21 protein-coding genes are annotated in these 26,077 nt (G+C 72.2%); 11 read left to right on the top strand and 10 right to left on the bottom strand.

The window, feature by feature from the left end:
* Window positions 1–39: 39 nt before the first annotated feature.
* On the top strand, window positions 40–1,566 hold the full coding sequence (locus tag J8M51_RS13000; RefSeq protein ID WP_267299175.1) for a cytochrome P450: 1,527 nt from the start codon (window positions 40–42) through the stop codon (window positions 1,564–1,566).
* A 27-nt stretch (window positions 1,567–1,593) separates the two neighbouring features.
* Here J8M51_RS13000 and J8M51_RS12995 read toward each other — a convergent pair whose 3' ends face one another.
* The 3 genes from J8M51_RS12995 to J8M51_RS12985 all read right to left on the bottom strand — a co-directional run bounded on the left by J8M51_RS12995 (window position 1,594) and on the right by J8M51_RS12985 (window position 5,817).
* Window positions 1,594–2,544 carry a pseudouridine synthase gene (locus tag J8M51_RS12995; protein ID WP_267299174.1) on the bottom strand — a complete coding sequence of 317 codons (951 nt, stop codon included), beginning with the start codon at window positions 2,542–2,544 and terminating at the stop codon, window positions 1,594–1,596.
* A gap of 39 nt (window positions 2,545–2,583) precedes the next feature.
* Complete coding sequence (locus J8M51_RS12990) at window positions 2,584–3,582, bottom strand: terpene synthase family protein (protein WP_086759588.1); 999 nt, start codon at window positions 3,580–3,582, stop codon at window positions 2,584–2,586.
* A 714-nt stretch (window positions 3,583–4,296) separates the two neighbouring features.
* Window positions 4,297–5,817, bottom strand: a complete 1,521-nt coding sequence (locus J8M51_RS12985; protein ID WP_267299173.1) for an amino acid permease — start codon at window positions 5,815–5,817, stop codon at window positions 4,297–4,299.
* A 212-nt stretch (window positions 5,818–6,029) separates the two neighbouring features.
* Here J8M51_RS12985 and J8M51_RS12980 point away from each other — a divergent pair, with 212 nt between their 5' ends.
* A complete protein-coding gene (locus J8M51_RS12980) occupies window positions 6,030–6,863 on the top strand; it encodes an N-formylglutamate amidohydrolase (RefSeq protein ID WP_086754669.1) in 834 nt (277 codons plus the stop codon).
* Between the two features lie 418 nt (window positions 6,864–7,281).
* On the opposite strand, the gene J8M51_RS12975 is transcribed toward J8M51_RS12980, so the two are convergent.
* Together J8M51_RS12975 and J8M51_RS12970 are read right to left on the bottom strand one after the other, a co-directional pair.
* Window positions 7,282–8,127 carry a siderophore-interacting protein gene (locus tag J8M51_RS12975; protein WP_086754670.1) on the bottom strand — a complete coding sequence of 282 codons (846 nt, stop codon included), beginning with the start codon at window positions 8,125–8,127 and terminating at the stop codon, window positions 7,282–7,284.
* A gap of 196 nt (window positions 8,128–8,323) precedes the next feature.
* Complete coding sequence (locus tag J8M51_RS12970) at window positions 8,324–9,253, bottom strand: 5'-3' exonuclease (protein ID WP_236067956.1); 930 nt, start codon at window positions 9,251–9,253, stop codon at window positions 8,324–8,326.
* A gap of 327 nt (window positions 9,254–9,580) precedes the next feature.
* On the opposite strand from J8M51_RS12970, the gene J8M51_RS12965 reads away from it, so the two are divergent.
* The 4 genes from J8M51_RS12965 to J8M51_RS12950 all read left to right on the top strand — a co-directional run bounded on the left by J8M51_RS12965 (window position 9,581) and on the right by J8M51_RS12950 (window position 14,527).
* The gene (locus J8M51_RS12965; RefSeq protein ID WP_086754671.1) at window positions 9,581–10,786 is read left to right on the top strand and encodes a quaternary amine ABC transporter ATP-binding protein; all 1,206 of its coding nucleotides are present in this window, start codon (window positions 9,581–9,583) and stop codon (window positions 10,784–10,786) included.
* A complete protein-coding gene (locus J8M51_RS12960; protein WP_086754672.1) occupies window positions 10,779–12,575 on the top strand; it encodes an ABC transporter permease/substrate binding protein in 1,797 nt (598 codons plus the stop codon). Before J8M51_RS12965 ends, J8M51_RS12960 begins: the two co-directional genes overlap by 8 nt.
* Before the next feature lie 588 nt (window positions 12,576–13,163).
* Window positions 13,164–13,745: a helix-turn-helix domain-containing protein gene (locus J8M51_RS12955; RefSeq protein WP_086754673.1), complete on the top strand. Its 582-nt coding sequence runs from the start codon at window positions 13,164–13,166 to the stop codon at window positions 13,743–13,745.
* The gene (locus tag J8M51_RS12950) at window positions 13,742–14,527 is read left to right on the top strand and encodes a helical backbone metal receptor (RefSeq protein WP_086754674.1); all 786 of its coding nucleotides are present in this window, start codon (window positions 13,742–13,744) and stop codon (window positions 14,525–14,527) included. Before J8M51_RS12955 ends, J8M51_RS12950 begins: the two co-directional genes overlap by 4 nt.
* Here the strand turns inward: J8M51_RS12950 and J8M51_RS12945 are convergent.
* The gene (locus J8M51_RS12945; RefSeq protein ID WP_267299172.1) at window positions 14,454–15,665 is read right to left on the bottom strand and encodes a TDT family transporter; all 1,212 of its coding nucleotides are present in this window, start codon (window positions 15,663–15,665) and stop codon (window positions 14,454–14,456) included. The genes J8M51_RS12950 and J8M51_RS12945 overlap by 74 nt on opposite strands.
* A 70-nt stretch (window positions 15,666–15,735) precedes the next feature.
* Between J8M51_RS12945 and J8M51_RS12940 the strand changes: the two genes are divergently transcribed.
* On the top strand, window positions 15,736–16,656 hold the full coding sequence (locus J8M51_RS12940) for a LysR family transcriptional regulator (protein WP_216591889.1): 921 nt from the start codon (window positions 15,736–15,738) through the stop codon (window positions 16,654–16,656).
* A gap of 190 nt (window positions 16,657–16,846) precedes the next feature.
* Here J8M51_RS12940 and J8M51_RS12935 read toward each other — a convergent pair whose 3' ends face one another.
* The 3 genes from J8M51_RS12935 to J8M51_RS12925 form a co-directional block, all read right to left on the bottom strand.
* Window positions 16,847–17,548: a gamma-glutamyl-gamma-aminobutyrate hydrolase family protein gene (locus J8M51_RS12935; RefSeq protein WP_216591402.1), complete on the bottom strand. Its 702-nt coding sequence runs from the start codon at window positions 17,546–17,548 to the stop codon at window positions 16,847–16,849.
* A 76-nt stretch (window positions 17,549–17,624) separates the two neighbouring features.
* A complete protein-coding gene (gene eat, locus J8M51_RS12930; RefSeq protein WP_086760921.1) occupies window positions 17,625–19,064 on the bottom strand; it encodes an ethanolamine permease in 1,440 nt (479 codons plus the stop codon).
* A 127-nt stretch (window positions 19,065–19,191) separates the two neighbouring features.
* A complete protein-coding gene (locus J8M51_RS12925; protein ID WP_086760923.1) occupies window positions 19,192–19,938 on the bottom strand; it encodes a FadR/GntR family transcriptional regulator in 747 nt (248 codons plus the stop codon).
* A gap of 105 nt (window positions 19,939–20,043) precedes the next feature.
* On the opposite strand from J8M51_RS12925, the gene J8M51_RS12920 reads away from it, so the two are divergent.
* The 4 genes from J8M51_RS12920 to J8M51_RS12905 are packed head-to-tail and all read left to right on the top strand — an operon-like array spanning window position 20,044 to window position 24,564.
* Window positions 20,044–21,402: a glutamine synthetase family protein gene (locus tag J8M51_RS12920; protein ID WP_086760925.1), complete on the top strand. Its 1,359-nt coding sequence runs from the start codon at window positions 20,044–20,046 to the stop codon at window positions 21,400–21,402.
* Between the two features lie 8 nt (window positions 21,403–21,410).
* Complete coding sequence (locus J8M51_RS12915) at window positions 21,411–22,784, top strand: aldehyde dehydrogenase family protein (protein WP_086760927.1); 1,374 nt, start codon at window positions 21,411–21,413, stop codon at window positions 22,782–22,784.
* Window positions 22,781–23,563 carry a 3-oxoacyl-ACP reductase gene (locus J8M51_RS12910; protein ID WP_086760929.1) on the top strand — a complete coding sequence of 261 codons (783 nt, stop codon included), beginning with the start codon at window positions 22,781–22,783 and terminating at the stop codon, window positions 23,561–23,563. Before J8M51_RS12915 ends, J8M51_RS12910 begins: the two co-directional genes overlap by 4 nt.
* Before the next feature lie 56 nt (window positions 23,564–23,619).
* The gene (locus J8M51_RS12905; protein WP_267299171.1) at window positions 23,620–24,564 is read left to right on the top strand and encodes a DUF2510 domain-containing protein; all 945 of its coding nucleotides are present in this window, start codon (window positions 23,620–23,622) and stop codon (window positions 24,562–24,564) included.
* 50 nt (window positions 24,565–24,614) lie between these two features.
* Here the strand turns inward: J8M51_RS12905 and J8M51_RS12900 are convergent, their stop codons facing one another.
* Window positions 24,615–25,817: an amino acid deaminase/aldolase gene (locus tag J8M51_RS12900; protein ID WP_086764913.1), complete on the bottom strand. Its 1,203-nt coding sequence runs from the start codon at window positions 25,815–25,817 to the stop codon at window positions 24,615–24,617.
* Between the last annotated feature and the right edge of the window lie 260 nt (window positions 25,818–26,077).

Here is a 26,077-nt window from a genome sequence, read left to right as displayed (position 1 = left end):
TTTCAGACACCTGATCCACCTCAATTCGGAGCGATCACCGTGACGCCTGAATCACCCGCCCTGACGGGCACGGACGACCCGACCCCCGCCCCGCCCCCCGTCTGCCCCGCCCACGGCACGGGTCCCGGCGGACTCCGCCGCCTGTACGGCCCCGAGGCGGCGGACCTGGGAGCCGTCTACGAGAAACTCCGCGCGGAACACGGCTCGGTGGCCCCCGCCCTCCTCCATGACGACGTACCGATCTGGGTGGTGCTCGGGCACGGCGAGAACATGCACATGGTGAGTACACCGTCGCAGTTCTGCAAGGACAGCCGGTTGTGGACCCCCATGCTGGAGGGCAAGGTCAAGCCCGACCACCCTCTGATGCCGTACTTCGCCTGGCAGCCCATCTGCGCCCACAGCGAGGGCGACGAGCATCTGCGGCTGCGCGGCGCGGTCACCGGTGCCATGTCGACCATCGACCACCGGGGCATCCGCCGCCACATCAACCGCGCGACCCAGCATCTCGTCAACCAGTTCTGCGCGGACGGCAGGGCCGACCTGGTCGGCCAGTTCGCCGAGCATCTGCCGATGGCGGTCCTGTGCGAGATCCTCGGCATGCCCGAGGAGTACGGCGACCGGCTGGTGCACGCCACCCGCGACTGCCTGAAGGGCAGTGAGACCGCGCTCGCCAGTCACGCCTATCTCATGGAGGTCCTCAGCCGGCTCGCCGTCCGCCGCCGGGCCCAGCCCGAGGAGGACTTCACCAGCCACCTCGTCACCCACCCGGCCGGGCTCACCGAGGACGAGGTCAGGGAGCACCTGCGCGTGGTGCTCCTCGCCGCCTACGAGACCACGGCGAACCTCCTCGCCAACGTACTGCGCATGGTGCTCACCGAACCGGGCTTCCGCGCCCAGCTGAAGGGCGGCCAGATGACCGTCCCCGAGGCGGTCGAGCAGTCCCTGTGGGACGAGCCGCCGTTCAGCACCGTCTTCGCCTACTTCGCCAAGCAGGACACCGAGCTGGGCGGCCAGCGCATCCGCAAGGGCGACGGACTCCTCCTCGGCATGGCACCGGGCAACCTCGACCCCCGCGTCCGCCCCGACCTCAAGGCCAACATGCAGGGCAACCGCTCGCACCTCGCCTTCGGCGGCGGCCCGCACGAGTGCCCGGGCCAGGACATCGGCCGTGCCATCGCCGACGTCGGTGTCGACGCGCTGCTGACACGCGTGCCGGACATCCAGCTCGCCTGCGAGGAGCACGAGCTGCGCTGGCGGTCGTCCATCGGCAACCGGCACCTGGTGGAACTGCCGGTGAAGTTCGCGCCGAAGTCCCAGCAGGACATCATGGAACGGCCCGCCGTCAACCCGGTGCGGCGGCAGCGCCCGAACGACTGGGAGGTCAGCCCCGAGCGGGCACAGCGCACGGTACCGGCCCCCGCCGCGCCGGCCGACGGGCCCGCTCCGGCGCCCGCCGCGTCCTCCACCCCGTCGTCCACGCCGCCGCCCGCCGCGTCGTCCGTGCCCGAACCGGCCCGCCGGCCGGGCGTGTTCGGCCGTCTCCGGCGCTGGTGGCGCGGCGAATGAGCCGACCGGCCCGACCGGCCGCCGGGGTCAGCCCGCCCGCCCCGCCCACTCGTCGTACGACGACCAGGCCCGCAGCACCCGAGGGCTGACGAAGCGGTGCTCGCGTCCCGTGACCGGATCGGTGAACTCCAGCGCCCGCGCCAGCAGTTGGAGCGGGCGCCGGAAATCCCCGGGCGCCACGGGGGCGGTCACCACCGGATAGAGGGGGTCGCCGAGGATCGGCACCCCCAGAGCGCTCATGTGCACCCGCAGTTGGTGCGTCTGCCCGGTACGCGGCGTCAGCCGGTACCGGGCACGTCCGCCCCGGTGTTCCAGCAGCTCCACCCGGCTGACGGCGTTGGGCTCGCCCTCCACCTCGTACGCCGCCTGCACCCCGCGCTCCTTGACGATCCGGCTGCGCACGGTGCGGGGCAGTTCCAGCGCCGGGTCGTACGGGGCCACCGCCTCGTACTCCTTCGCCACCCGCCGGTCCCGGAACAGCGACTGGTACGCGCCGCGCTCCTCCGGTCGTACGACGAACAGCAGCAGCCCGGCCGTCAGCCGGTCCAGCCGGTGGGCCGCGCCCAGCTCCGGGAGCCCCAGCCGGCGGCGCAGCCGTGCCAGGGCCGTCTCGACGACATGGCCGCCGCGCGGGGTGGTGGCCAGGAAATGCGGCTTGTCGGCCACCACCAGGTGCTCGTCCCGGTACACGATCTCCACCGGGAACGGCACGGGCTCCTCGACCGGCGGTTCCCGGTGGAACCACACGTACATCCCCGGCACGTACTCCCTGTCCCGCGCCACCGGACGCCCGTCGACGTCCACGATCAGTCCCTCGTCGAGCATGGCGTCGATGACTCCGGGACCGGCCGAGAGCCGGGCCACGAGATGATCACGCACGGTCGCCCACGCGTCCCCGGCCGGCAACCGCACCCGCACCGGATCCACCCCGTCGCGCTGCGGCAGGGGAGAGGGCGGGGGCGGGGTGCGGCGTCTCATCACGATCAAGCGTACGGGCCGGTGGGCGCCCGGCGGCGATCACGCCCTGGGGGCCGGCACATCCCCGGGAGCGGTCGCCCGGTACCGCTCCGCGATCGTCGTCCACACGTCCACGGCGGCGAGATGGCAGCGCATCACGTCCAGGACCGCCGACAGCTGCTCACGATCGCTGCCGTTCAGTTGCAGCCGCTCGCACAGGGCCGGGAGCTGAACGTTCTCCAGGTCCTCGTACTCCTTCTGCCGGGCCGCGCGCAGCCGGGTGACCAGGATCGCGGCCTCGTCGACGGAGGTGTCCAGGAACCTCGCGAACACGAGGACGAAGTTGCAGGTCTCGTCCTCGTGCTCGACCTCCCGGCGGTAGGAGCGGACGTCGTTGTAGAGGGTCTGCAGATCCGTCCAGGCGTCCATCAGCGCACGGAACGGACGGGACAGACGGACGCGAGCCGGTATTTCCGCGGCGGCCACGTGCTCGGCGAGGGAGAGTCCGACATAGCCGCCGAACGACCCGCGGCGGCGGACCAGGTACTCGGCGGGATCAGGGACGCGCCCGCCGCACATGCATTCCAGCTCCCAGCACTGCCCGTCGGCATATTCCAGGACGGCGTTTCGCATATTGCGTTTCCAGTCCCTCGACCGGGTCGGCGTCATCCGTGTCCATAAATCGGCGAGGGACCGCTCGATGGGGTGCTTCGGTATCGCATGGGAGACGCCGTCCACCGGCATGAACAGCGGGAGCCGGTCGACCAGGGCCCGCGCTCCCGCGAGGTCGCGCTGGGCCTTGAACGTCCGGGGGAACAGCAGGTCGAGGGCGAACATCCACGCGTAGAGGTGGTAGGCGAGAAACAGCTCGTCCTCCGCCGCGCCGGGATAGCACCACGCGGTGCAGTCGGCGAGCCCGATGGCCGCCCACTCGTCCGGATCGGCCGCGACGGGCAGCAGCCCCATGTCGTACGTCCACACGTCGCCCTCGCGATTCAGCAGGTCGACGCTCGGGTTCCCCGGCCATGAGTAGAGCATTCGGAGCGAGGATGTGCTCATCGTGCTGGTCTCCTGTCGGGTGTTCAAGGCCTGGCATGAGCGGCGAGTTTCAGACAGGGGGAATCCCTCGGGCGACCGGGTGGGAGCAGAGAATTCCACGTTGCCCTCCGGATGGCGGAGTTGACCAAGTCCGTGAACGCGCGCTGTGCTCCGTCCGCCGCCATCGCGGCGTGGCCGACTCGTGCAGGGAGGGGGCCCGCCGACCTGTCGGGTCGGGCGGGCCTCGACGACCGTGTGCCGGAGGCCGTCGGCCGAGGTGGCGACGGCACGGCCGTGGATCGCCTCCACCTTCCGATGCGCCTGCGGGTTTAGTCAACTGTTCGAGGCGATTCGGACCTTGCGGAAGGCGCCGTCGCGCAGTAGGGCGGAGTACGCCCCGGCCGGCAGGCGGTCCCGTGTGCCCGGTGACCCACCGGATCGCCCGGCCGGCCGGGCGCGCACACGGGCACCACCTCCATGGGCCCGGAGCGGCATCCCTTCGCACCGTCAAGTAGCCCTGAAAAGCTCATACTTCGGACCATGCGATGGCTTTCGGTCCGCGGAAAGGGCGCCGACCCCGGCGCATGGAGCTGTCCCGGCGCATGGAGCCGCCATCCGCCAGGCGGATGCGCGGTTTCACGCTCCGTCCGATGCGCCGTCCGTGCTCGGTCCCATCCATGGCAACAAGGCTTGTCACAGCGGGAATCGAGCCGAATCCGGGTGGGCCCGGGGGCGTCACGCGGTGGAGCGCACGCGTCCTGCGCGTATGAGCCGGTACACCACCCCGAGCACCACCGTGGCCACCAGGAACAGCACGGTGAACCACTGGAAGTACCAGTGTCCGCCCGCCGGGTCGTACACATCGGCACGCGGCCAGGCCAGGTTGACCGTCATGAAGAGGCCGTAGACAAGAGCGAGGGCGTTGACGGGGATGCCCAGACGGCCCAGGGAGAAGAGGGGTCTGCCGGTCTCGTCGGTGCCGCCGGTGGGGAGCGTGCCCTTGAGACGTCGGACCAGGAGCGGGCCGGTGACCATCGCGTACGCCAGGTACAGCATCACGATGCAGGTGGTGCCGATGGCCAGGAACGCCTCGGGTGAGGCGAAGTTGAGGAGCAGCAGGGCGGCGGCGAGGACACCGACGACCAGGGCGGGCCCGGTGGGCATCCCGGTACGGGTGTTGACCTTGGCCAGGCGCCCGGCGAAGGGGAGCTGGCCGTCGCGGGCCATCGAGAAGAGCATGCGGCAGGCCGACGTCTGGATCGCGAGCGTGGCCACGGTGATCGCCACCACCACGTCGGCGAGCAGGAACCGGCCCACCCCGTCGCCGAGACTGCTGGTGAGGACGTAGCTCAGGCCGTCCACGCCCAGCCGTCCGTCGGTGAGGCTGGGCGCGGCCAGCAGCCCGGCGAGGACCAGCAGACCGCCGAGGAGACCGGCCGCGCCGAGCGCCGTGAGGATCGTGCGGGGCGCGGTGCGGCGGGGGTGGTGCGTCTCCTCGCTCATCTCGCCCGCGCTGTCGAAGCCGATCATCACGTACGCCGCCATGAACGAGCCCACCAGCAGGGCGCCCAGCAGATCGGTGCTGCCCTCGGCCGTGTGGAAGGTGATGCCGGGCGTGCGCTCGGAGTGGGTGAGCAGGAGCACGATGATCAGGACCGCGCCGATGATCTCGGCGGTCACCCCCACCCGGTTGACGATGGACAGCACACGGTTGTCCAGGATGTTCACGACCGTGGTGAGGAACAGCAGGATCACCCCCAGGACGGCCGCGTTGGCGGCGCCCGTCGCGGAGGTGGGGGTCGGGTCCCCGCCCACCAGCTGGAAGCCCGGCCAGATCGCCGGCATCACCATCTGCAGCGCGAGCGCCGCCGCCGCGACCACCACGATCTGGCCGATCACCATGATCCAGCCGGCGAACCAGCCGAAGGTCCGGTTCGACAGACGTGAGGACCACTGGTAGATCGCGCCCGATATCGGGTAGCGCGCCGCCAGCTCCGCGAAGCACGCGGCCACCAGCAACTGGCCGAGCAGCACCGCCGGCCAGGTCCAGAAGAAGACCGGGCCGCCGAACGCGTACCCGAAGGCGAAGAACTGGAAGACGGTCGTGAGGACCGAGATGAAGGAGAAACCTGCGGCGAACGAGGCGTATCTGCTCAGACTGCGGTGCAGCTCCTGGCGGTAGCCGAACTCGGTCAGCGAGCGGTCGTCGGGGGAGTGGGGAGGCTCCGGGCGTATGTCGGGGGCGGTGCTCGTCATGACGGCAACCTGCTTTCGCACAAGCGGCGCGAGCGTTCGCGCACGAGCGGCGCGAATTCCTGTCGGGCGACAGAAATTAGGGGAGACCTGTGTCGCGCGTGTCACGTGACCGTGTCCGGTGCGAGCCCAAATCCTCACGACCATGGCAGCGGTGGGCAGTTGGGACAAGAGAGGGAGACGGGTGAATCGCGAGGGCGTGCGAGGATCGCCGGATGGACGATGTGTCGGCCTCCTACCGGCTTCTCCCGGGCGCGCCCGGCTCACCCGTGCTGCTGCACGTGCCGCACAGCTCCCGGGTGATCCCGGCGGCCGTACGGGACGGGATCGTGCTCGACGACGCCGCGCTGGAGCGGGAGTTGGACCACATCACCGACGCGTACACGGACCGGATCGCCGGGCGGGCCGCCGACCTGGCCGCCGTGCGGTCGGGTGTGCGCCCCTGGACGTTCGTGAACCGGCTGTCCCGGCTCGTCGTCGACCCCGAGCGGTTCCCGGACGAGCGGGAGGAGATGCTCGCGGTGGGCATGGGGGCGGTCTACACGAGGACCACGCACCGGGAGGTGCTGCGCCCCGCCGGGGAGGACGGCCGGCCGCGGGACGGCGGGCAGGCGCTCGTCGACGGCTGCTTCCACCCCTATGCCACCGCCATGACCGACGCGGTGGCAGACCGGCTGGCGGCCGCGGGGCGGGTCGTGGTCGTCGACGTCCACTCGTATCCGAGCGAGCCCCTGCCCTACGAGCTGCACGGCGACGGTCCCCGGCCGCCGATCTGTCTGGGCACCGACCCCTTCCACACCCCGCCCGCGCTGCGGGCGGCGGCCGAGGAGGCGTTCGCCGGGTTCGGCGGCACCGGTATCGACAGCCCGTTCGCGGGCACGTACGTCCCGCTGAGGTACTACGGGCACGACCCGAGGGTGACCGCGGTGATGATCGAGATCCGCCGGGATGTGTACATGGCGGAACCGGGCGGCGCGGCGGCGGAACCGGACGTGGAGACCCTCGCGGAGGCGCTGGCCCGGTTGGTGGACAGGCTGACCGCGGGCTGACGACCGGCTGAGGGGGAGGGTGCGGGTGCCCTGCCGCGGTTTGCACTCCGGCGGGGCTGCCTCTGCGGCTCGCGCCGTCGGGCTCGCGCCGTCGGGCTCGCGTCGGCGAGTTCGGCTTGTCGGGTTCGCGCCGGGTGGCTCGTGCGGTCGGTTCTGTTTGTCGGGCCGACGCCGCGCGCCTCACGCCGGCGGGCTCACCTCGCCGGGCTCGCCCCGCCCGGCTAGTGCTGTCGGGCGTGTGCCGACGGGCCCGTGCCGCCGGGCTCGCGCCGTAAGGTTCGGCCCGTCACGCGCGCGCCGTCGGGTTCAGCCTTTCGGGCTCGCGCCTTGGGGGTTCGGCCCGTCGCGAGCCCGTCGCGAGCCCGTCGCGAGCCCGTCGCGAGCCCGTCGCGAGTCCGTCGTGTGGAGGCCGGCGGGTTCACGCCGTCGTGGACGTGTCTTCCTGTTCCGCCTCGACGCGGGCGTTCCAGTCCTTCTTCGAGGCCTGCCAGCCGTCCTCGTCGTGGCCGAGGCGCCAGTAGCCGGAGATGGACAGGTCCTCGCGGGGGACGGCGAGTTCGACGCGGAGGAGGCGGCGCAGTTCCTTGACGAAGCTCGCCTCGCCGTGGACGAAGGCGTGCAGACGGCCCTCGGGGAAACGCAGGGCGCGTACCGCCTCGACCAGGGCGGCGCCGACGGGACGGTCGCCGCGGTGCAGCCAGACGACCTCCACATCGGAGTTGATCTTCTGCTCCTCCTCGGGCCCGGCGACCTCGACGATCGCGTGGACCCGGGCACCGTCGGGGAGGGCCTCCAGGGACGCGCCGATCGCCGGCAGGGCGCTCTCGTCGCCGACGAGGAGATGCCAGTCGGCCTCCGGATCGGGCGCGTACGCGCCACCGGGGCCGAGGAAGCGGATCAGCTCGCCCGGCTGGACCCGGGTGGCCCACGGGCCGGCGATGCCCTCGTCGCCGTGGAGCACGAAGTCGATGGTCAGCTCGCGCAGTTCGGCGTCCCAGACGCGCACGGTGTACGTCCGGGTCACGGGCCACTGCTCCCGGGGGAACTCCGCGCGGATCCGCTCCATGTCGAAGGGCTCCGGGTAGGTGACACCCTCGGGGCCGAACAGGAGTTTCACGTAATGATCGGTGCTGCCGCGCGGAGAGAACTCGGCGAGGCCGTCGCCACCGAGTACGACGCGCTGCATGTGCGGGGTGAGCCGCTCGGTGCGGACGACTCGCGCGGAGTGGGGCTTCGGGGTCCTGCGTACCGGACGCTCTGCCATGACGGCCTCCCAAATACCTAGCTAAGGCTTACCTAAGTTATCATCTCCCCCTTGTTAACACCCCACGCCTGTGGCGTGTTCGAGGACTTCACGATGTGAATCGCGCCTCAGAGTCCTCACCACCGAAGTGTCACCCCACCCTCCGGCGTACGCCCCGCTCGCGGTGGCGTCCACTTCACGACCTCGGTGTCGTGCTTCACGTCCCCAGTGTCGTGACCAGCCGTTGCAGCGATCCGCCGAGTCCCCAGCGGGCCGCGAGCGCCTCCAGCGCCGCCGGATCCCGCGGTTCGCGCGGCAGAGCCGTGTCGACGTCCGGCAAGGGTACGTCCGCCGCCACCAGGACCACCTTGGGGGCGACCGCGACATAGGGCCGCGCCTCGTCCAGCCGCTTGCGCTGCGACGGGGTGAGCTTCGCCGCCGGGTCGTCGACCGCCGCCATGATCCCGGCCAGGTCGCCGAACTGGTCGAGCAGCTTCGCCGCCGTCTTCTCGCCGATGCCCGGCACCCCCGGCAGCCCGTCGCTCGGGTCGCCGCGCAGCAGGGCCAGGTCCGCGTACCCGCGCCCGACCACCCCGTACTTCTCGCGCAGCCACGCCTCGTCGGTCAGCTGCAGCGTGCCCACGCCCTTCAGCGGATACAGCACCCGCACCCCGCGCCCGTCGTCGACCAGCTGGTACAGGTCGCGGTCGCCGGTGACGATGTCCACCGGGTCCTTCGCCAGGGCCGTGAAGGTGCCGATCACGTCGTCCGCCTCGTACCCGGCGACGCCCACGCGCGCGATGCCGAGCGCGTCCAGCACCGCCTCGATCACCGGCACCTGCGGCGACAGGGTGTCCGGCACCTCCTCCTCGTCCGGCCCGGCCTCGCGCACCTCGGCCACGCGGTGCGCCTTGTAGGAGGGGATCAGGTCGACCCGCCACTGCGGCCGCCAGTCCGCGTCCATGCACGCGACCAGGTCCGTCGGCCGGTGGTCCTTGACCAGCCGGTCGATGAATTCGAGCAGCCCGCGCACGGCGTTCACCGGGGTGCCGTCCGGGGCCTTCACGGATTCCGGCACCCCGAAGTAGGCGCGGAAGTACAGCGAGGCGGTGTCGAGGAGCATCAGGCGTCGGGTCACGCCCCGCATCATGCCGTACGCCACCGACACCGGACTCCCGACGCAGCCGCCCGCACCGGCGGTCCGGGACCGACCGCGCGTCTGTTCGGCGACCGTCCGAGGCATCCGCGCATCCCGGGCACCCACGGTTCGTGAAAACCCCTGACCTGCGGTGAACGCCCTGTGAAGCGGGCCACTGTCACGTTTGCCGCCGGAGGGCAGGGGCAGGCGCGGCCCCGGAGCAGCGCCGGACACGGTCCTCGGGACCGCCGGCCGGGCGGGCCGATCCCGCCGCGCTCCACGGCAGACCTGCGGGGCGGGGAGGCGAGCCGTTCCGTTGCGATCCAAGAGGTGCATGTGTCAGGCAGGGAGACGGCCAAGGAGCCGGCCGAGGAATCGTCCAGACTGGAAGCCGAGGGCCTGTTCAAGGTCTTCGGCCGGCGGCCCGAGGAAGCGGTGGACCGGCTGAGGGCCGGCACCGACCGCGAGGAACTGCGTGCCGAGGGCACCACCGCCGCCGTGATCGACGCCTCCTTCACGGTGGAGCCGGGCCAGATCTTCGTCGTGATGGGCCTGTCCGGGTCCGGCAAGTCCACACTGCTGCGCATGCTCAACGGGCTCCTGGAGCCCACCGCCGGACATGTCCGTCTCGGCGGCCGGGACCTGACCGCGATGGGCGACCGCGAACTGCGGAAGGTGCGCGCCCACGGCATCAGCATGGTCTTCCAGCACTTCGCGCTGTTCCCGCACCGCAGCGTCCTGGAGAACGCCGCCTACGGCCTGGAGGTCCAGGGCGTCCCGCGCGCCGAACGGCTGCGGCGGGCCGGTGAGGCGCTGGCCCTGTGCGGGCTGGCCGGCTGGGAGAAGTCCTGGCCGGACGAGCTGTCCGGCGGCATGCAGCAGCGCGTGGGCCTGGCCCGCGCCCTCGCCACCGACGCCGATCTGCTGCTGATGGACGAGTCGTTCAGCGCGCTGGACCCGCTGATCCGCCGTGACATGCAGGATCAGCTGCTGGAGCTGCAGCAGACCCTGAAGAAGACCATCGTCTTCATCACGCACGACCTCAACGAGGCCATGCGCCTGGGCGACCGCATCGCCGTCATGCGCGACGGCCGCATCGTCCAGACCGGCACCGCCGAGGACATCCTGATCCGCCCCGCCGACGACTACGTGGCCTCCTTCACCCAGGACGTCGACCGCTCCCGGGTGCTCACCGCCGGGGCGGTCATGGACACCGGCGTACGGGGCGACGAGGCGGACTGCGGCTGCGCGACGGCCACCCCGGACACGCCGTTCGGAGAACTCTGCGCGCTCAGTGCCCGTCTCTCCCACCCGGTCGCGGTGCTCGACGGGAAGGGCACGCTCGTCGGAGTCGTCCCCCGGCGACGGCTGATCGGCTTCCTCGGCGAGCAGCACGAGCACCACGCTCGCCAGGAGCAGCACGCCCGGCACGGGCGGCACGACGGGCCGGACGGACCCGTGCCCTGTGACACCCCGCGTGAGCCGCGCGAGGCACATGAGCCGCGCGACAACGCTGTCCGGGCGGTGAAGGCCGATGCCTAGGATCCACATCGGCGACTGGGTCGCCCACGGCGTCGACTGGCTGCGCGACAACCTCGGGCCGGTCTTCGACCTGATCAAGGTCGTCGTCGAGACCATGTACGACGCGGCGAACGCGGTGCTCACCGCGCCCGCCCCGCTGCTCCTCGCCGGCGTCCTCGCCGTGCTCGCCTGCTGGCTGCGCGGTCTGCTGCCCGGTGTCCTGGCCTTCGCGGGGCTCGCGCTGATCGACTCGATCGAGCAGTGGGAACCGGCGATGAACTCCCTCGCCCTGGTCCTCGTCTCCTGCGTGATCATCTTCGCGATCGCGGTGCCCATCGGCATCTGGGCGGCCCGCAGCCGCACGGTCGGCGGCGCGATCCGCCCGGTGCTCGACTTCATGCAGACCATGCCCGCGATGGTCTATCTGATCCCGGGCATCTTCTTCTTCGGGGTCGGCCCGGTGCCCGGCATGGTCGCCACCATCGTCTTCGCGATGCCGCCCGCCGTACGCCTCACCGAACTCGGCATCCGGCAGGTCGACGCCGAACTCGTCGAGGCCGCCGAGGCGTTCGGCACCCACCCGCGCCGCACCCTGTGGCGGGTCCAGCTGCCGCTGGCGCTGCCCACGATCATGGCCGGCGTCAACCAGGTGATCATGCTGGCCCTGTCCATGGTCGTCATCGCGGGCATGGTCGGCGGTGGCGGCCTCGGCTCGACCGTGTACGACGGCATCAGCTCCGTCGACGTCGGCCTCGGCTTCGAGGGCGGTATCGCGGTGGTCATCCTCGCGATCTACCTGGACCGGATGACCGGCGCCCTCAACCAGCGCGTCTCGCCCCTCGGCCGCCGCGCCCTCGCCAGGGCGCACACATCCCTCGGCGGTCTCGGCTTCCTGCGCTGGAAGCCGGCCGCGCCGGTCGCCATGGCCGGCGTGCTGGTCCTCGCCCTGGTCGCCGGCGGGCTGAACATCTTCGGCGGGTCGGACGACCGCGCCGAGGTCACCGCGGACGTCGGTCAGGGCCGCCCCCTCAGCATGGGCTACATCGACTGGCCCGAGGGCGTCGCCTCCACCTACCTCTGGAAGGAGATCCTCCAGCGGCGCGGCTTCACCCCCGAGACGAAGTCCCTGGAGGTCGGCGCCCTCTACAACGGCCAGGCACAGGGCAGCGTCGACATCCAGACCAACTCCTGGCTGCCGGCCACCCACGCCTCGTACTGGGCGAAGTACCAGGACCGGCTGGAGGACTACGGCAGCTGGTACGACAAGACCTCCCTGGAGATCGCCGTCCCCTCCTACGTCAAGGGCGTGAAGTCCCTCGACGACCTCAAGGGCAAGGGCGACCTGTTCAAGGGGAAGATCTACGGCATCGAGCCCGGCGCGGGCGAGACCAAGCTCTACGAGGACAAGGTCCAGAGCGCCTACGGCCTCAAGGGCGAGTACGAGCTGGTCAAGTCCAACACCTCCGCGATGCTGGCCCAGTTGGACCGGGCGTACCAGAAGAAGGAGCCCATCGCCGTCACGCTCTGGTCACCGCACTGGGCGTACGACAAGTACGAACTGACCAAGCTGAAGGACCCCGAGGGTGCCTTCGGCGCGGGCGACGGGATCCACACCCTCGGCCGGAAGGGCTTCGCGAAGGACGAGCCGCGGGTCGCCCGGTGGCTGAAGGACTTCAAGCTCACCGACGCCCAGCTCACCTCCCTCGAAGGCGCGATTCAGGACGCCGGGAAGGGACACCAGGAGGACGGCGTCAAGGCCTGGCTGGAGAAGAACCCCGGCATCGTCGACAGGCTGGCCCCGGCCGAGTAGCCGGTACGCGGCACCCCGAACGGACGGCGCGGGTCGCGTACGGGCGTACGAGATAGATCCGGACAACCCTGTGGCGGTCCGCACCCACCAGGTTCCATGGCCCTCGGGCCCGGTGGGGCGGGCCGCGTTCGGTTTCTCAACTCCGTTGTGCGAGCGTTGACTTCGGGACACGGCTGCCGGGCCGGTGCGCCCCGCCGGACCGTGTCGTGGCTGCGCGGGGCGGCTTCGGCGGGCGGCGGACGCGCCCGGACGGCCCGGTGACGGGGTGTGCCGCGAGGGCCACCCCGTGCGATCGACGGCGTGGCGGATTCCTTCGCCGCGCCGGGCCCGGGGGCCGCTGGAACCCGGGCGGGACGGTGGCTCCACTGGCGCGAAGTGTGAGCATGGACCCTCCGGCGATTTACAGGGATGTGACGGGCGCATGAAACGGTTTGCCGAACATGCGTAGGGTGCAGAGAACTCTTCAGGAGAAACGTGCCCGATGAGTACCGGACGGGTGGGCATCCGTAACCGGACCTGTGAGCGTTCGCGAGCCCACCCGACGGGTGTCCGTGAGCCGACCGACGAGCGAAGGAGGGAGCCGGAGCGATGGGCGACCACAAAGAACAGCCCCTTCGGGTGGGCGCGGCCGTCCGGCGGCGGCGCCGGGCACAGCAGCTCACCCTCGCCGCCGTGGCCGAGCGCAGCGGCCTGTCGGTCCCTTTCCTGAGCCAGGTCGAGAACGAACGGGCCCGCCCCAGCAAGCCCTCCCTGGAACGCATCGCGGACGCCCTCGGCACCACCGCGGTGGAACTCCTCGCGGCGGCCGACCCGGCGTGCAGCGTCGATGTGGTGCGCGCCGCCGACGAGGACGGCTTCACGCCCCCCGACTCCTGCTCGCGCTCCCTGGTGCGCGGCCACCACCAACTGCACGCCATGGAGTTCACCGGCGACCACGACGAGGGCCGCGAGGTCCAGCACCGCAACGACGAGCTGATGTACGTCGTCGACGGCGCCGTCGAGGTGGAGGCCGAGGGCCGCGCCCACCGTCTCGGGCGCGGTGACACGCTGTACATGTCCGGTGGCGTACGGCACCGCTGGCGGGCCACCGAGCCGGAGACCCGGGTGATCGTGGTGGCCGTCGCGGACCACATCGAGGCCCTGGAGGACCGGCACCGGCAGGGCGCATGAGCCCGGTCGTGCGCCCCCTGCCCTCCGTGTCCTCCGGTCCCCGTGTGGTCTCCCTCGTCCCGTCGCTGACGGAGGCGGTCGCCGTGACGCTGCCCGGCGCCCTGGTGGGGGTGACCGACTGGTGCAGCCACCCGAGTGATCTTGACGCCGTCCGGATCGGCGGGACCAAGAACCCCAGGACCGATGTCATCACCGGCCTCGCCCCCGATCTGGTGATCGCCAACGAGGAGGAGAACCGCGAGCCCGACCTGACCGCCCTCAGGGAGGCCGGTATCGAGGTCCTCGTCACCGAGGTACGGGACGTGCCGGGCGCCCTCGCTGAGCTGGACCGCGTGCTGCGCGCCTGCGGGGCCCGGTCCCGGCCGCGCTGGCTGGACGAGGCGGAGTCGGCGTGGTCCCGGCCGCCGGGCCCCGAGGAGGCCGGCCCGCTGACGCCCGGCCGCCGGACGACCGCCGTGGTGCCCGTCTGGCGCCGCCCCTGGATGGTCCTCGGCCGGGACACCTTCGCCGGTGACGTGCTCGCCCGGCTCGGCGTCGACCACCTGTACACCGGGCACGCGGAGCGCTACCCCCGGGTCCCCGTCGAGGAGCTGCGGGCCGCCGCCCCCGATGTGGTGGTGCTCCCCGACGAGCCGTACCGCTTCACCGCCGACGACGGGCCCGAGGCGTTCCCCGGAGTGCCGTGCGCCTTGGTGAGCGGCCGTCATCTCACCTGGTACGGGCCGTCGTTGGCCGAGGCGCCGCGGGTGCTGGGCGCGGCGCTGCGAGCAGCTCACCGCTGAGCAGACCGCGCACGGTGCCCGCGGTGGCCGTCAGCCAGGCCGTGAGCAGCAGCGCGTACAGCGCCACGGCGAGCGCGTCGAGGGCGACGAGTCCGGTGTGCCGGGCCAGCCCCTGCGCGCCGGTCGCACAGGTGCCGACCGGGAAGGTGAACGCCCACCACCCCATCGAGAACCCCATGCCCCGCCGCCGGGCCCGCACGACCATCGCCGCGGCGAGCGCGAGCCAGAACAGCGCGAAGCCCATGACCGGGATGCCGTAGAGCACGGCGAGGGCGGAGAAGCCGTGCGTGTACGCGGTGGACACGGACGGTACGGCGCCGGGGGCCGCGTCGGCGAGATGGCCGGCGGCGGTGGTCGACTGCCCGAGCGGGCCCAGGACCAGGAAGAGGCTCGGGGTGAGGGCGAGCGGCAGCGGCCCCGCCGTCACCAGGCGGCCGAACACCAGCGGCAGCACGACCAGGGTGGCCATCAGGCTCAGCCCGAACAGCGCGAGACAGCCGAGCAGCAGCGTCTGCCGCGCCTGCCCCGGCGGCAGATACGGGACGAGCAGGGGACCGAGCGCGGCGGAGACCATGGGCGCGACCAGGGGCAGGAGCAGCACCGGAGTGACGTCGGCGGGCTCGATCCGGTGCCGGACGATCATCAGATACGGCATGACGACGGCGACGGCCAGGCCCACGGCAGTCCCGGCGCCGAAGAGCACCATGTCCAGGACGACGGCCGCGCGCAGCCCGATCCAGTCCCGGCCGACGACCAGGGCGCCGCCGCCGACGGCGAGCAGCGCCATGGCGAGACAGCCGTGGAAGGGGGCCACGGCCGGGTCGAGGAGGTGGGCGCGGGCCTGGTCGCGGTGGTGGGCCCAGTGCAGCGCGCGGGCGCCGAGGACGACGACCAGGGAGAGCAGGGCGAGCGCCCAGACCGCCGCGCAGGCCGTCCGCAGGCCCGGCACGTCGAGGGGGAGCCCGGCACCGGCCGAGGCGACGATCGCGGTGCCCATGACCGGGGCGTACCAGTTCGGGCCGAGGTGGCGCAGGGAGGGGCGGGCGCGGGGAACGGGAGGAGCGGGGGGAATGGGAGACACGGGAGGAGCGGGACGGACCTGGTGGGCCGGGGGGACCGGTCGGACTGCGGTGGCCATGCTTCGAGCGTCCCGCCGGCGCCCGGGGTCCACCAGGGAGTTCGCTTGTATGGGGGCATAAGCTGGGGTTATGAGTGAGACGAGTGAGGGGCGGGGCGGACTGGCCCACCGGGTGCCGGATCTCGGGGCGCTCGAACTGCTGCTGGCGGTGGCCCGGCTGGGCTCGCTGGGGCGGGCGGCCCGGGAGCTGGGGATCACCCAGCCTGCCGCGAGCAGCCGGATCCGCTCGATGGAACGGCAGCTGGGGGTCGCGCTGGTCGACCGGTCGCCGCGCGGGTCCCGGCTCACCGACGCGGGGGCGCTCGTCACGGACTGGGCCCGGCGGATCGTCGAGGCGGCCGAGGCGTTCGACGTGGGTGCGCAGGCGCTGCGGGACCGGCGCGACTCCCGGCTCCGGGTCGCCGCGAGCATGACCATCGCCGAGTATCTGCTGCCCGGCTGGCTCATCGCGCTGCGCACCGCGCGCCCGGACACGGCGGTGTCGCTCCTCGCGGGCAACTCGACGGTCGTGGCGGAACGGCTGCTGGCGGACGAGGCCGACCTCGGGTTCGTGGAGGGGCCGACCGTCCCGGCCGGACTGGACGCGGCCGTGATCGCCCACGACCACCTGATCGTGGTGACCGCGCCCAGCCATCCCTGGGCGCGCCGCCGCAAGCCGCTGGACGCGACCGAGCTGGCCGCCACGCCGTTGATCCTCCGTGAGAAGGGGTCCGGTACGCGACAGGTCCTGGAGGCCGCGCTCGGGGGGCTGGCCCGGCCTCTGATCGAGCTGTCCTCGACCACGGCGGTGAAGTCGTCGGCGCTGAGCGGGGCGGGGCCGGCGGTGCTCAGTGAGCTGGCGCTCGGCGAGGAGCTGTCCGCCCGGCGTCTGGTGCGGGTGCCGGTGGACGGGGTGCGGCTGCGGCGGGCCCTCCGGGCGGTGTGGCCCACGGGGCACCGGCCGGCCGGGCCGGCGCGGGATCTGTTGGGGTTGACGCGAGGGGTGGGGTGACGGGGGTTCGTCGCGCGGTCGCGGGCCCGGTGGGGGTTGCTCGCGCAGTTCCCCGCGCCCCTGAAGGGCCTACGGCCCCTTCGGGCCGAAAAAGCATGGGGCGCAGCCCCTGCTTTTTCAGGGGCGCGGGGAACTGCGCGAGAAGCCCCACCGGGCCCGCAGTCGCCCGATCCCCGTCCCCCCCACTCTCCTAGGCGCCCCACACGAACTCGGCCCCCGCCGCACACGTCAGCGCCCGCATCACCCGCACGTCCTCCCCCATCTCCGGATGCCACTGAACCCCCAGCACCCAGGCGGAAGCGTCCAGCTCGATCGCCTCGACCGTGCCGTCGGAGGCGTACGCGGAGGGGACGAGGCCCGTGCCGAGGCGGTCGACGGCCTGGTGGTGGTAGGTCGGGACGTCGGCCTCCTCGGCGTTGATGCCGGCGTACCGCGTGCCCGGCACGGGCTTCACCGGGTGGCGGCCGAAGACGCCGGCCTCGACGACATGGCCGTCGAGGTGCTGGACCAGCGTGCCGCCCAGGGCGACGTTGAGGAGCTGCATGCCCCGGCAGATGCCGAGGAGCGGTGTGCCGCTGTCCAGCGCCGCCCGGATCAGCGCCAGCTCCCACGCGTCGCGCTCCGGCGCGGGCGGCCCGCAGCGCGGGGTGCGCTCGGCGCCGTACAGGGTGGGGTCCACGTCGGGGCCGCCGGCGATGACCAGGCCGTCCAGGCGGGCGACCGCCCCGGCGGCGTACGACGGGTCGTCCGGCGGCAGCATCGCGGCGACGCCGCCCGCCGCCTGCACGAGCCGCGGGTAGCCGACCGGCAGCAGGGCCGCCTCCAGCTCCCAGACACCCCAGCGCGCGCCGGACTCCAGATACGTACTCACACCGATCAACGGCCTGGTCACACGTGCTCCCCACTCATGGAACCCACTCACGAACCCGGGACCTCACGGCGCCCGGGAACGCGCGGAACGGACCGGGTCAGTCCCGGGCCAACTCTGCCTCGGCGGCGGCCAGCGCGGCGAATTCCTCCTCCGGCGCCTTCGCCACCAGGTGCTTGCGGCTGTAGAGCCCGAAGTACGCCGCCGCGACCGCGTACACGACGAGCGCGATGACCGCCGCCGTCACGTCCACCAGGAACGTCGCCACCAGCGCCGAGCACGCGAGGACGAGGGCGACCGAGGAGGTCAGCACACCGCCCGGCGTACGGTACGGCCGCTCCAGGTTCGGCTCCCGGCGGCGCAGCACGATGTGCGACAGGGACATCAGGGCGTAGCTGATCGTGGCGCCGAAGACGGCGATGTTCAGCATCCGGCCGCCGTCCCCGGTGGCCGCGGCCAGGGTGAAGCCGATCGTGCCCGGCACCAGCAGGCCCAGGTACGGGGCCTTGCGGCTGCTGGTGAGGGACAGGACGCGGGGGAGGTAGCCGGCCCGGGAGAGGGCGAAGAGCTGGCGGGAGCCGGCGTAGATCAGGGAGAAGAAGGAGGCCACGAGGCCGGCCAGACCGGCGTAGTTCACGAAACGGCTGAGCGCGGTCGCCTTGCCGTCCGGCTGGAGCGCCTCGACCAGCGGGTTGCCGGCCGCCTGGATGGCGTTCGAGCCGCGCGCGCCGGCCGCGGCGAAGAAGGTGATCACGGCCAGCACCACCAGGACGCCCATCGACCAGCGGATCGCCTTCGGCAGCGTACGGGCCGGGTCCTTGGTCTCCTCGGCGGCCAGCGGCACGCCCTCGACGCCGAGGAAGAACCACATGCCGAAGGGGAACGCCGCCCAGATGCCGAGCAGTCCCATGGGCAGCCAGGAACTCGCGCCGAACGCGGCGGTGTCGACCGGGATGTCGTCGAGCGCGGAGACACTGAAGTCCGGCAGCGCGCCCAGGGCGAACACGATCAGGGCGAAGACCGCGATGCCGGTGACGACGAAGCTGGCGATCAGCGCCTCGCCGACGCCCCAGAGGTGGATGCCGATGAAGAACGCGAAGCAGACCAGGTACACCGGCCAGCTCGACGTCAGCCCGAACAGGCCCAGCGACTCGACGTAGTCGCCGATGAAGATCACGATGGCGGCGGGGGCGAGCACGTACTCGATCAGGATCGCCGTGCCGGTCAGGAAGCCGCCCCAGGGGCCGAGCGCCCGGCGCGCGAAGCCGTAGCCGCCGCCCGCCGTGGGCAGGATCGCGGACAGCTCGGCGAGGGCGAAGACCATACAGGCGTACATCGTGCCCATGAGGACCGTGGCGATCGCCAGGCCTCCGAAGCCGCCCTCCGCGAGGCCGAGGTTCCAGCCCGAGAAGTCGCCGGAGACGACGTAGGCGACGCCGAGGCCGGTCAGCAGCACCCAGCCGGCGCTGCCCCGGCGGAGCGTCCGACGCTCCAGGTAGTCGTCCGCCGCGTCGGCGGTGTCGGTGGCTTTCGAGGACATGGCGCACTCTCCCCACTCAAAGGAATGGATCCATACCTTTGTGGGAGGGGTGGCCGAAAAGCAATACCCGTGCGTTACGCGTCCGTAAATCCATGGAGTTCGTGCCCGCTCGGCCGTGCGTCCGTCCTCACCCCAGGAAGCCGCGCAGCAGGGCGGCCGTGCCCGCGCAGTGCTCCCGCATGATCTCCCGCGCCGCCTCCGCGTCCTCGTCGAGCACCGCCTCCACCAGGGCCGTGTGCTGCTGCTGGGAGTGTTCCAGGTTCCGCACCAGCAGCGGGATGCAGTCGAGCAGGTCGTTGACCCCGGCGCGCACGGCCGCGTACTGGCCGGCCAGCGACGGGGAGCCGGACAGCTCCGCGATGGTGAGATGCAGCAGGGTGTCCAGACGGCGGTACTCCGTCAGCGGCGCGTTGTGCGTACGGGTCAGGGCCGTCCGCAGCCGGTCGATCTCCTCGCTGGTCAGACCATGTGCCGCGCACAGACCGGCGGCACCCACCTCCAGCACCTCACGGAACCGCAGGGTGTCCTCGACGTCGATGCCCTTCAGGCGGCGGCGCAGCTCGTCCTCGCCCGGGGTGTCGACGCGCGGCAGCACGAACGTGCCGCCGTAGCGCCCGCGCCGGGCCTCGATCAGACCCTGGTCCTGGAGCACCTTCAGCACCTCGCGCAGCGTCACCCGGCTGATCCCGAGCCGCTCGGCCAGGTCCCGCTCCGCAGGCAGCCGCTCGCCGCCCGGCACCAGCCCGAGCCGGACCACCTGGAGGATCTGCTCCAGGGCCTCCTCGAAGCCGTTGCCCGCCCGTACCGGCCGCAGAACGGACGCCAGTCGGTCGTCGGCCCACGGAGTCTGCGGTTCCGCCCCTGTCCGCGACATGTGGCGGTTCCCCCTTCCCAACTAATGGTTACGGGTAATACCTTATGGCTCCCGGATGGCTCAATGGCTCCCGGATGGCCGAAGAAGCCCCTAGGAGGCTTTCCCGTGGCAGACCGCACACCCCCGCTCACCGTCGAGGAACTCCACACCCTCGTCGCGGGCGGTGAGATCGACACTGTCGTCCTGGCCTTCCCCGACATGCAAGGCCGCCTCCAGGGCAAGCGGTTCGCCGCGCGCTTCTTCCTCGACGACGTACTCGCCCACGGCACCGAGGGCTGCAACTACCTGCTCGCCGTCGACACCGAGATGAACACCGTCGACGGCTACGCGATGTCCTCCTGGGACCGCGGCTACGGCGACTTCGCCATGCGCCCGGACCTCTCCACCCTGCGCCGGGTGCCGTGGAACGAGGGCACGGCCATGCTCATCGCCGACCTGGCCTGGAACGACGGCTCACCGGTCGTCGCCGCGCCCCGCCAGATCCTGCGCCGCCAGCTGGAGCGCCTCGCCGAACTGGGCTACACGGCCAACGTGGGCACCGAGCTGGAGTTCATCGTCTTCAAGGACACCTACGAGCAGGCCTGGGACGCCGGCTACAAGGGGCTGACCCCGGCGAACCAGTACAACATCGACTACTCCGTCCTCGGCACCGGCCGGATCGAGCCCCTGCTGCGGCGCATCCGCAACGAGATGGAGGCCGCCGGGCTGACCGTCGAGTCCGCCAAGGGCGAGTGCAACCCCGGCCAGCACGAGATCGCCTTCAAGTACGACGAGGCCCTCGTCACCTGCGACCAGCACGCGGTCTACAAGACCGGCGCCAAGGAGATCGCCTCGCAGGAGGGCGTCTCGCTCACCTTCATGGCGAAGTACAACGAGCGCGAGGGCAACTCCTGCCACATCCACCTCTCGCTCGCGGACGCCGACGGCGCCAACGTCATGGCCGACGGACAGGACATGTCCCAGGTCATGCGCCACTTCCTCGCCGGACAGCTCGCCGCGCTCCGCGACTTCTCGCTGCTCTACGCCCCCAACATCAACTCCTACAAACGGTTCCAGCCGGGTTCCTTCGCCCCGACCGCCGTCGCCTGGGGCTACGACAACCGCACCTGCGCCCTGCGGGTCGTCGGCCACGGCCGCTCGATGCGCTTCGAGAACCGGCTCCCCGGCGGTGACGTCAACCCGCACCTCGCCGTCTCCGGGCTGATCGCGGCCGGCCTGTACGGCATCGAACAGAAGCTGGAGCTGCCGGAGGTGTGCGCGGGCAACGCCTACGCCGCCGACTACGCCCATGTGCCGACCACCCTCCGCGAGGCCGCCGAGCTCTGGGAGAACAGCCCCATCGCCAAGGCCGCCTTCGGCGACGAGGTCGTCGCGCACTACCTGAACATGGCCCGCGTCGAGCTGGCGGCCTTCGACGCCGCCGTGACCGACTGGGAGCTGCGCCGCTCCTTCGAACGTCTGTGAGGCATCCCTTGTCCCAGCACCACATCCTGGACGTCCTCAACCCGGCGACGGAGGAGGTGATCGCCGCCGTCGCGGGCGCCGCCGAGCACGACGTCGACGCGGCCGTGCGCAGGGCGGCGAAGGCACAGCGCGCCTGGGCCGCCGTCGCCCCCGCCGACCGGGCCCGGCTGCTGCGCCGCTTCGCCGCCTCGGTCGACGACCACCTCGAAGAACTCGCCCGTCTGGAGGTCCGCGAGGCCGGCCACACCCTCGGCAACGCCCGCTGGGAGGCCGGCAACGTCCGGGACCTGCTCGACTACGCCGCCGGTGGCGTGGAACGGCTCTCCGGCCGGCAGATCCCGGTGCCCGGCGGCCTGAACGTCACGATCCTCGAACCGCTCGGGGTCGTCGGCGTGATCGCGCCCTGGAACTTCCCCATGCCGATCGCCGCCTGGGGCACCGCGCCCGCGCTCGCCGCCGGCAACGCCGTGATCCTCAAGCCCGCCGAGACCACCCCGCTCACCGCGCTGCGCCTCGCCGAACTCGCCCTGGAGGCCGGGCTCCCGGAACACCTCTTCCAGGTCCTGCCCGGGCGCGGCGACATCACCGGCGAGGCCCTCGTCCGGCACCCCGGAGTCGCCAAGATCGTCTTCACCGGCTCCACCCGGACCGGCAAGCGCGTCATGGAACTCTGTGCCGACCAGGTCAAGCAGGTCACCCTCGAACTCGGCGGCAAGAGCCCCAACATCGTCTTCGCCGACGCCGACCTCAAGACGGCCGTCGACCCGTTCTCCTTCCTCGACAACGCCGGCCAGGACTGCTGCGCCCGCACCCGGATCCTGGTCCAGGAGTCCGTGTACGACGAGGTGCACGCCCTCCTCGCCGAGAGCCTGGCCGCCGTGGTGGTGGGCGACCCCGCCGACGAGAAGACCCAGATGGGTCCGCTGATCTCCCGTCAGCAGCTGGACCGCGTACGGGAGTTCGTGCCCGACGAGGCGACCGCGCTGCGCGGCGGCGCCCCCGAGGGGCCCGGCTTCTGGTTCCCGCCGACCGTGCTCACCGGGGCGGGGCCCGACTCCGCCGCCGCCCGCGAGGAGATCTTCGGCCCGGTCGCCGTCCTGCTGCCCTTCACCGACGAGGCGGACGCCGTACGGCTCGCCAACGACACGCCGTACGGCCTCTCCGGCTCCATCTGGACCCGGGACGTCGGCCGCGCCCTGCGGGTCTCCCAGGGCGTGCGCGCGGGCAACCTGTCCGTCAACTCCCACTCCAGCGTCCGCTACTGGACCCCCTTCGGCGGTTTCAAGCAGTCCGGCATCGGCCGTGAGCTGGGCCCGGACGCCCTGACCGCCTTCACCGAAACCAAGAACGTCTTCATCAGCACGGAGGGCCCCGCACAGTGACCGAACAGAGTGTTTGCCGCCGTCTCGTCGGCCGTACCGCTGTCATCACCGGCGCCGGCAGCGGCATCGGCCTCGCCACCGCGCGCCGGCTCGCCGCCGAGGGCGCGCACGTCGTCTGCGGCGACCTCGACGAGGCGCGCGGCAAGGCGGCCGCCGAGGAGGTCGGCGGGCTCTTCGTGAAGGTCGACGTCACCGACGCCGAGCAGGTCGAGGCGCTGTTCAAGACCGCGTTCGACACCTACGGCAGCGTCGACATCGCCTTCAACAACGCGGGCATCTCGCCGCCCGACGACGACTCCATCCTGGAAACCGGCCTGGAGGCCTGGAAGCGGGTCCAGGAGGTCAACCTCACCTCCGTGTACCTGTGCTGCAAGGCCGCGATCCCCTACATGCGGCGGCAGGGCAAGGGCTCGATCATCAACACCGCGTCCTTCGTGGCCCGGATGGGCGCGGCGACCTCCCAGATCTCGTACACGGCCTCCAAGGGCGGTGTGCTGGCGATGTCCCGGGAGCTGGGCGTGCAGTTCGCCCGGGAGGGCATCCGTGTCAACGCGCTCTGCCCGGGGCCGGTCAACACCCCCCTGCTCCAGGAGCTGTTCGCCAAGGACCCGGAGCGGGCCGCGCGCCGGCTCGTGCACATCCCGGTGGGGCGGTTCGCCGAGGCCACCGAGATCGCGGCGGCCGTCGCGTTCCTGGCGAGCGACGACTCGTCGTTCGTCAACGCCACCGACTTCCTGGTCGACGGCGGTATCTCGGGCGCGTACGTCACCCCGCTGTAGGCGGCACGCGCCGGCGACCGGAACACCGATCTCGCCGGTGTGATTAAAGTGCCGGGATGAGCAGTTCGCCGCCGCCCGGCTGGTACCGCGACCCGTCCTACCCGCTCACCGAACGCTGGTGGGACGGGACCGCGTGGACCGACCACCGGCGCCAGCCGGAGCAGCCGGTGCCACCGGTGGGCCCCTCGCAGGCGCCCCCGCGCCGGGGCCCCGGACGCACCAAGGCCGTCGCGCTGGCCGCCGCCGGGGCCGTCCTGGCCGCCGGGGCGGTCACCGGCGGTGTCCTGCTGCTCGGCGGGGACGGCGACGGGGACGGTGGCCGGGAGACCACCACGGCCGCGAGCTCCCCGGCCGCCGGGGGCGACGCCGGCCCGTCCCCGACGAAGCCCGCCACCGCGTCCCCCACCGGCGACCCGACCCGTGTCACGGACGACCTCAACGGCATCACGTTCCCGGTCCCCGACGGCTGGGAGAGCGGCGACGGCTCCGGCGAGGAGGACGCCGTCCTCGTCACCGACGGCACCTTCGACTGCCCCGGCGAGGGCAGTGTGTGCCGGGGCGGCGTCGTCGTCTCCCGGACCGTCACCGGCAGCGACGAGACCTCCCCGAAGGTCCTCGCCGAGAACGACATCGAGGACGCCGCGAACGACGCCTTCGACCGCGACGTCCTGGACAAGCAGCCGTACGACGGCATCACCGGCCACGAGGCCGCCGGTTCCGGTTCGGTCGCCGTCGCGGGCCGCGCCGGCTACTACGTGCGCTGGCGGGTGACGACCGGAGCCGGGGCCGGCGGCTGGGTCCAGTCCCTCGTCTTCCCCTCCACCAGCGGCTCCGAGGCCCCCGTCCTGGTCCGCTTCGCCCTCGACGCGGGCGACGAGGGTCCGCCGCTCCACGACATCGACGAGATCGTCCGGGGCATCCGCCCGGCGGGCGACGCGGACACGGGCGGCGACGCGGACGACGACACCGGCGGGGTGGGCAGCAGCCTCGGCCCGTCCTGAGCCGGTTCCCGGGCACCGCCGCCCGCTCGCGGCTCTGCCCGGCTCCCCGGCTACAGGAAGGTGTGCCCCTCGCCGCGGTACGTCGGCACGGTCGACGTCACCTCTTCGCCCTCGACCAGGTGCAGTACGTCGAACCGCTCGCACAGCTCGCCCGCCTTGGCGTGCCGGAACCACACCTTGTCGCCGAGCAGCAGATCGTCCGCGGGCGCGCCCAGCAGCGGGGTCTGCACCTCGCCCGGCCCCTCCTGCGGGTCGTACTTCAGCCCCTCGGGCAGATACGGCACCGGCAGCCGGTCCGGACCCGGCGCGCCGGAGGCCGGATAGCCGCCGCCCAGCACGGTGACGACCCCGACCCCGGGGCGCCGTACGACGGGCATCGCGAACAGCGCGGCCGGACGCCCGCTGAACGAGGTGTAGTTGTCGAAGAGCCGCGGCACGTACAGGCCCGACCCGGCGCCGATCTCGGTGACCGCGTCCTCCGCCGCCGTGTGCTGCACGCTCCCCGTGCCGCCGCCGTTGACGAACTCCAGGTCCGGCGCCACCCGCCGGACCGCGCGCACGACCTCGGCCCGCCGCGCCGCCAGCTCCTTCTTCGCGGTGGCCTGCATCAACCGGATCGCCCGCGAACGGAGCGGCCGCCCCGCCACCGAGTCGCCGACCCCGGCGACATGACCCTCGTACGCCATGATCCCGACCAGCTTGAACCCGGGGCGCTCGGCGACCGCGCGGGCCATGTCGGCGACCTGCGCGGGGGAGTGCAGCGGGGAGCGGAGCGCGCCGACGCGCACCCGTCCGCCGAGCAGCTTAAGCGAGGTGTCCAACTCCAGGCAGACCCGGACGACTTCGGTGCCGCCCCGCCGGGAGTTGTCGATCAGCTGCAGCTGGGCGGGGTCGTCGACCATCACGGTCACCGCGGCGGCGAGCTTGGGGTCGCCCGCCAGTTCGGCGAACGCCTCGTGGTCGGCCGACGGGTAGGCGAGGAGGATGTCGTCGAACCCGGAACGGGCCAGCCACAGGGACTCGTCGAGGGTGAACGACATGATGCCCTGGAAGCCCTCACGGGCCAGGACCCGCTCCAGCAGCGCCCGGCAGCGAACGGACTTGCTCGCGACGCGGATCGGCTTGCCGCCGGCCCTGCGCAGGAGGTCGTCGGCGTTCGCGTCGAAGGCGTCGAGGTCGACGATCGCCAGAGGAGCGTCGAGATGAGCTGTGGCCCGGTCGTACCGGGCCCGGTCGGCGGCGCGCGCAGTCATGCACGAAGCCTGCCAGACATGATTACCGCAGGGTAGGGGGACGTTCCGGGCTAAAGCCACGGTCCCGTCGACTGGTTCCCGTTCGACCGGGGCCAACCCGTAGAGTGACGCGGACGCAGGGACGACCTCGACGGGGATGCCGATCCGCTGCCACGGGTATGGCTTGCCCGTGGTGTCGGCGGACCGTCAGCGGGGTGACTCCCGGTCATGCGTGACGACCGCTCCCCACGGGCGGTCGGACGCCCGGACGACCTCCGGGT

Source organism: Streptomyces griseiscabiei, assembly GCF_020010925.1.
In the GTDB taxonomy this organism is placed as follows: Bacteria; Actinomycetota; Actinomycetes; order Streptomycetales; family Streptomycetaceae; genus Streptomyces; species Streptomyces griseiscabiei.
The sequence above is the reverse complement of the archived record's forward strand: the minus strand, read 5'-3'. Positions and strand labels throughout refer to the sequence as shown.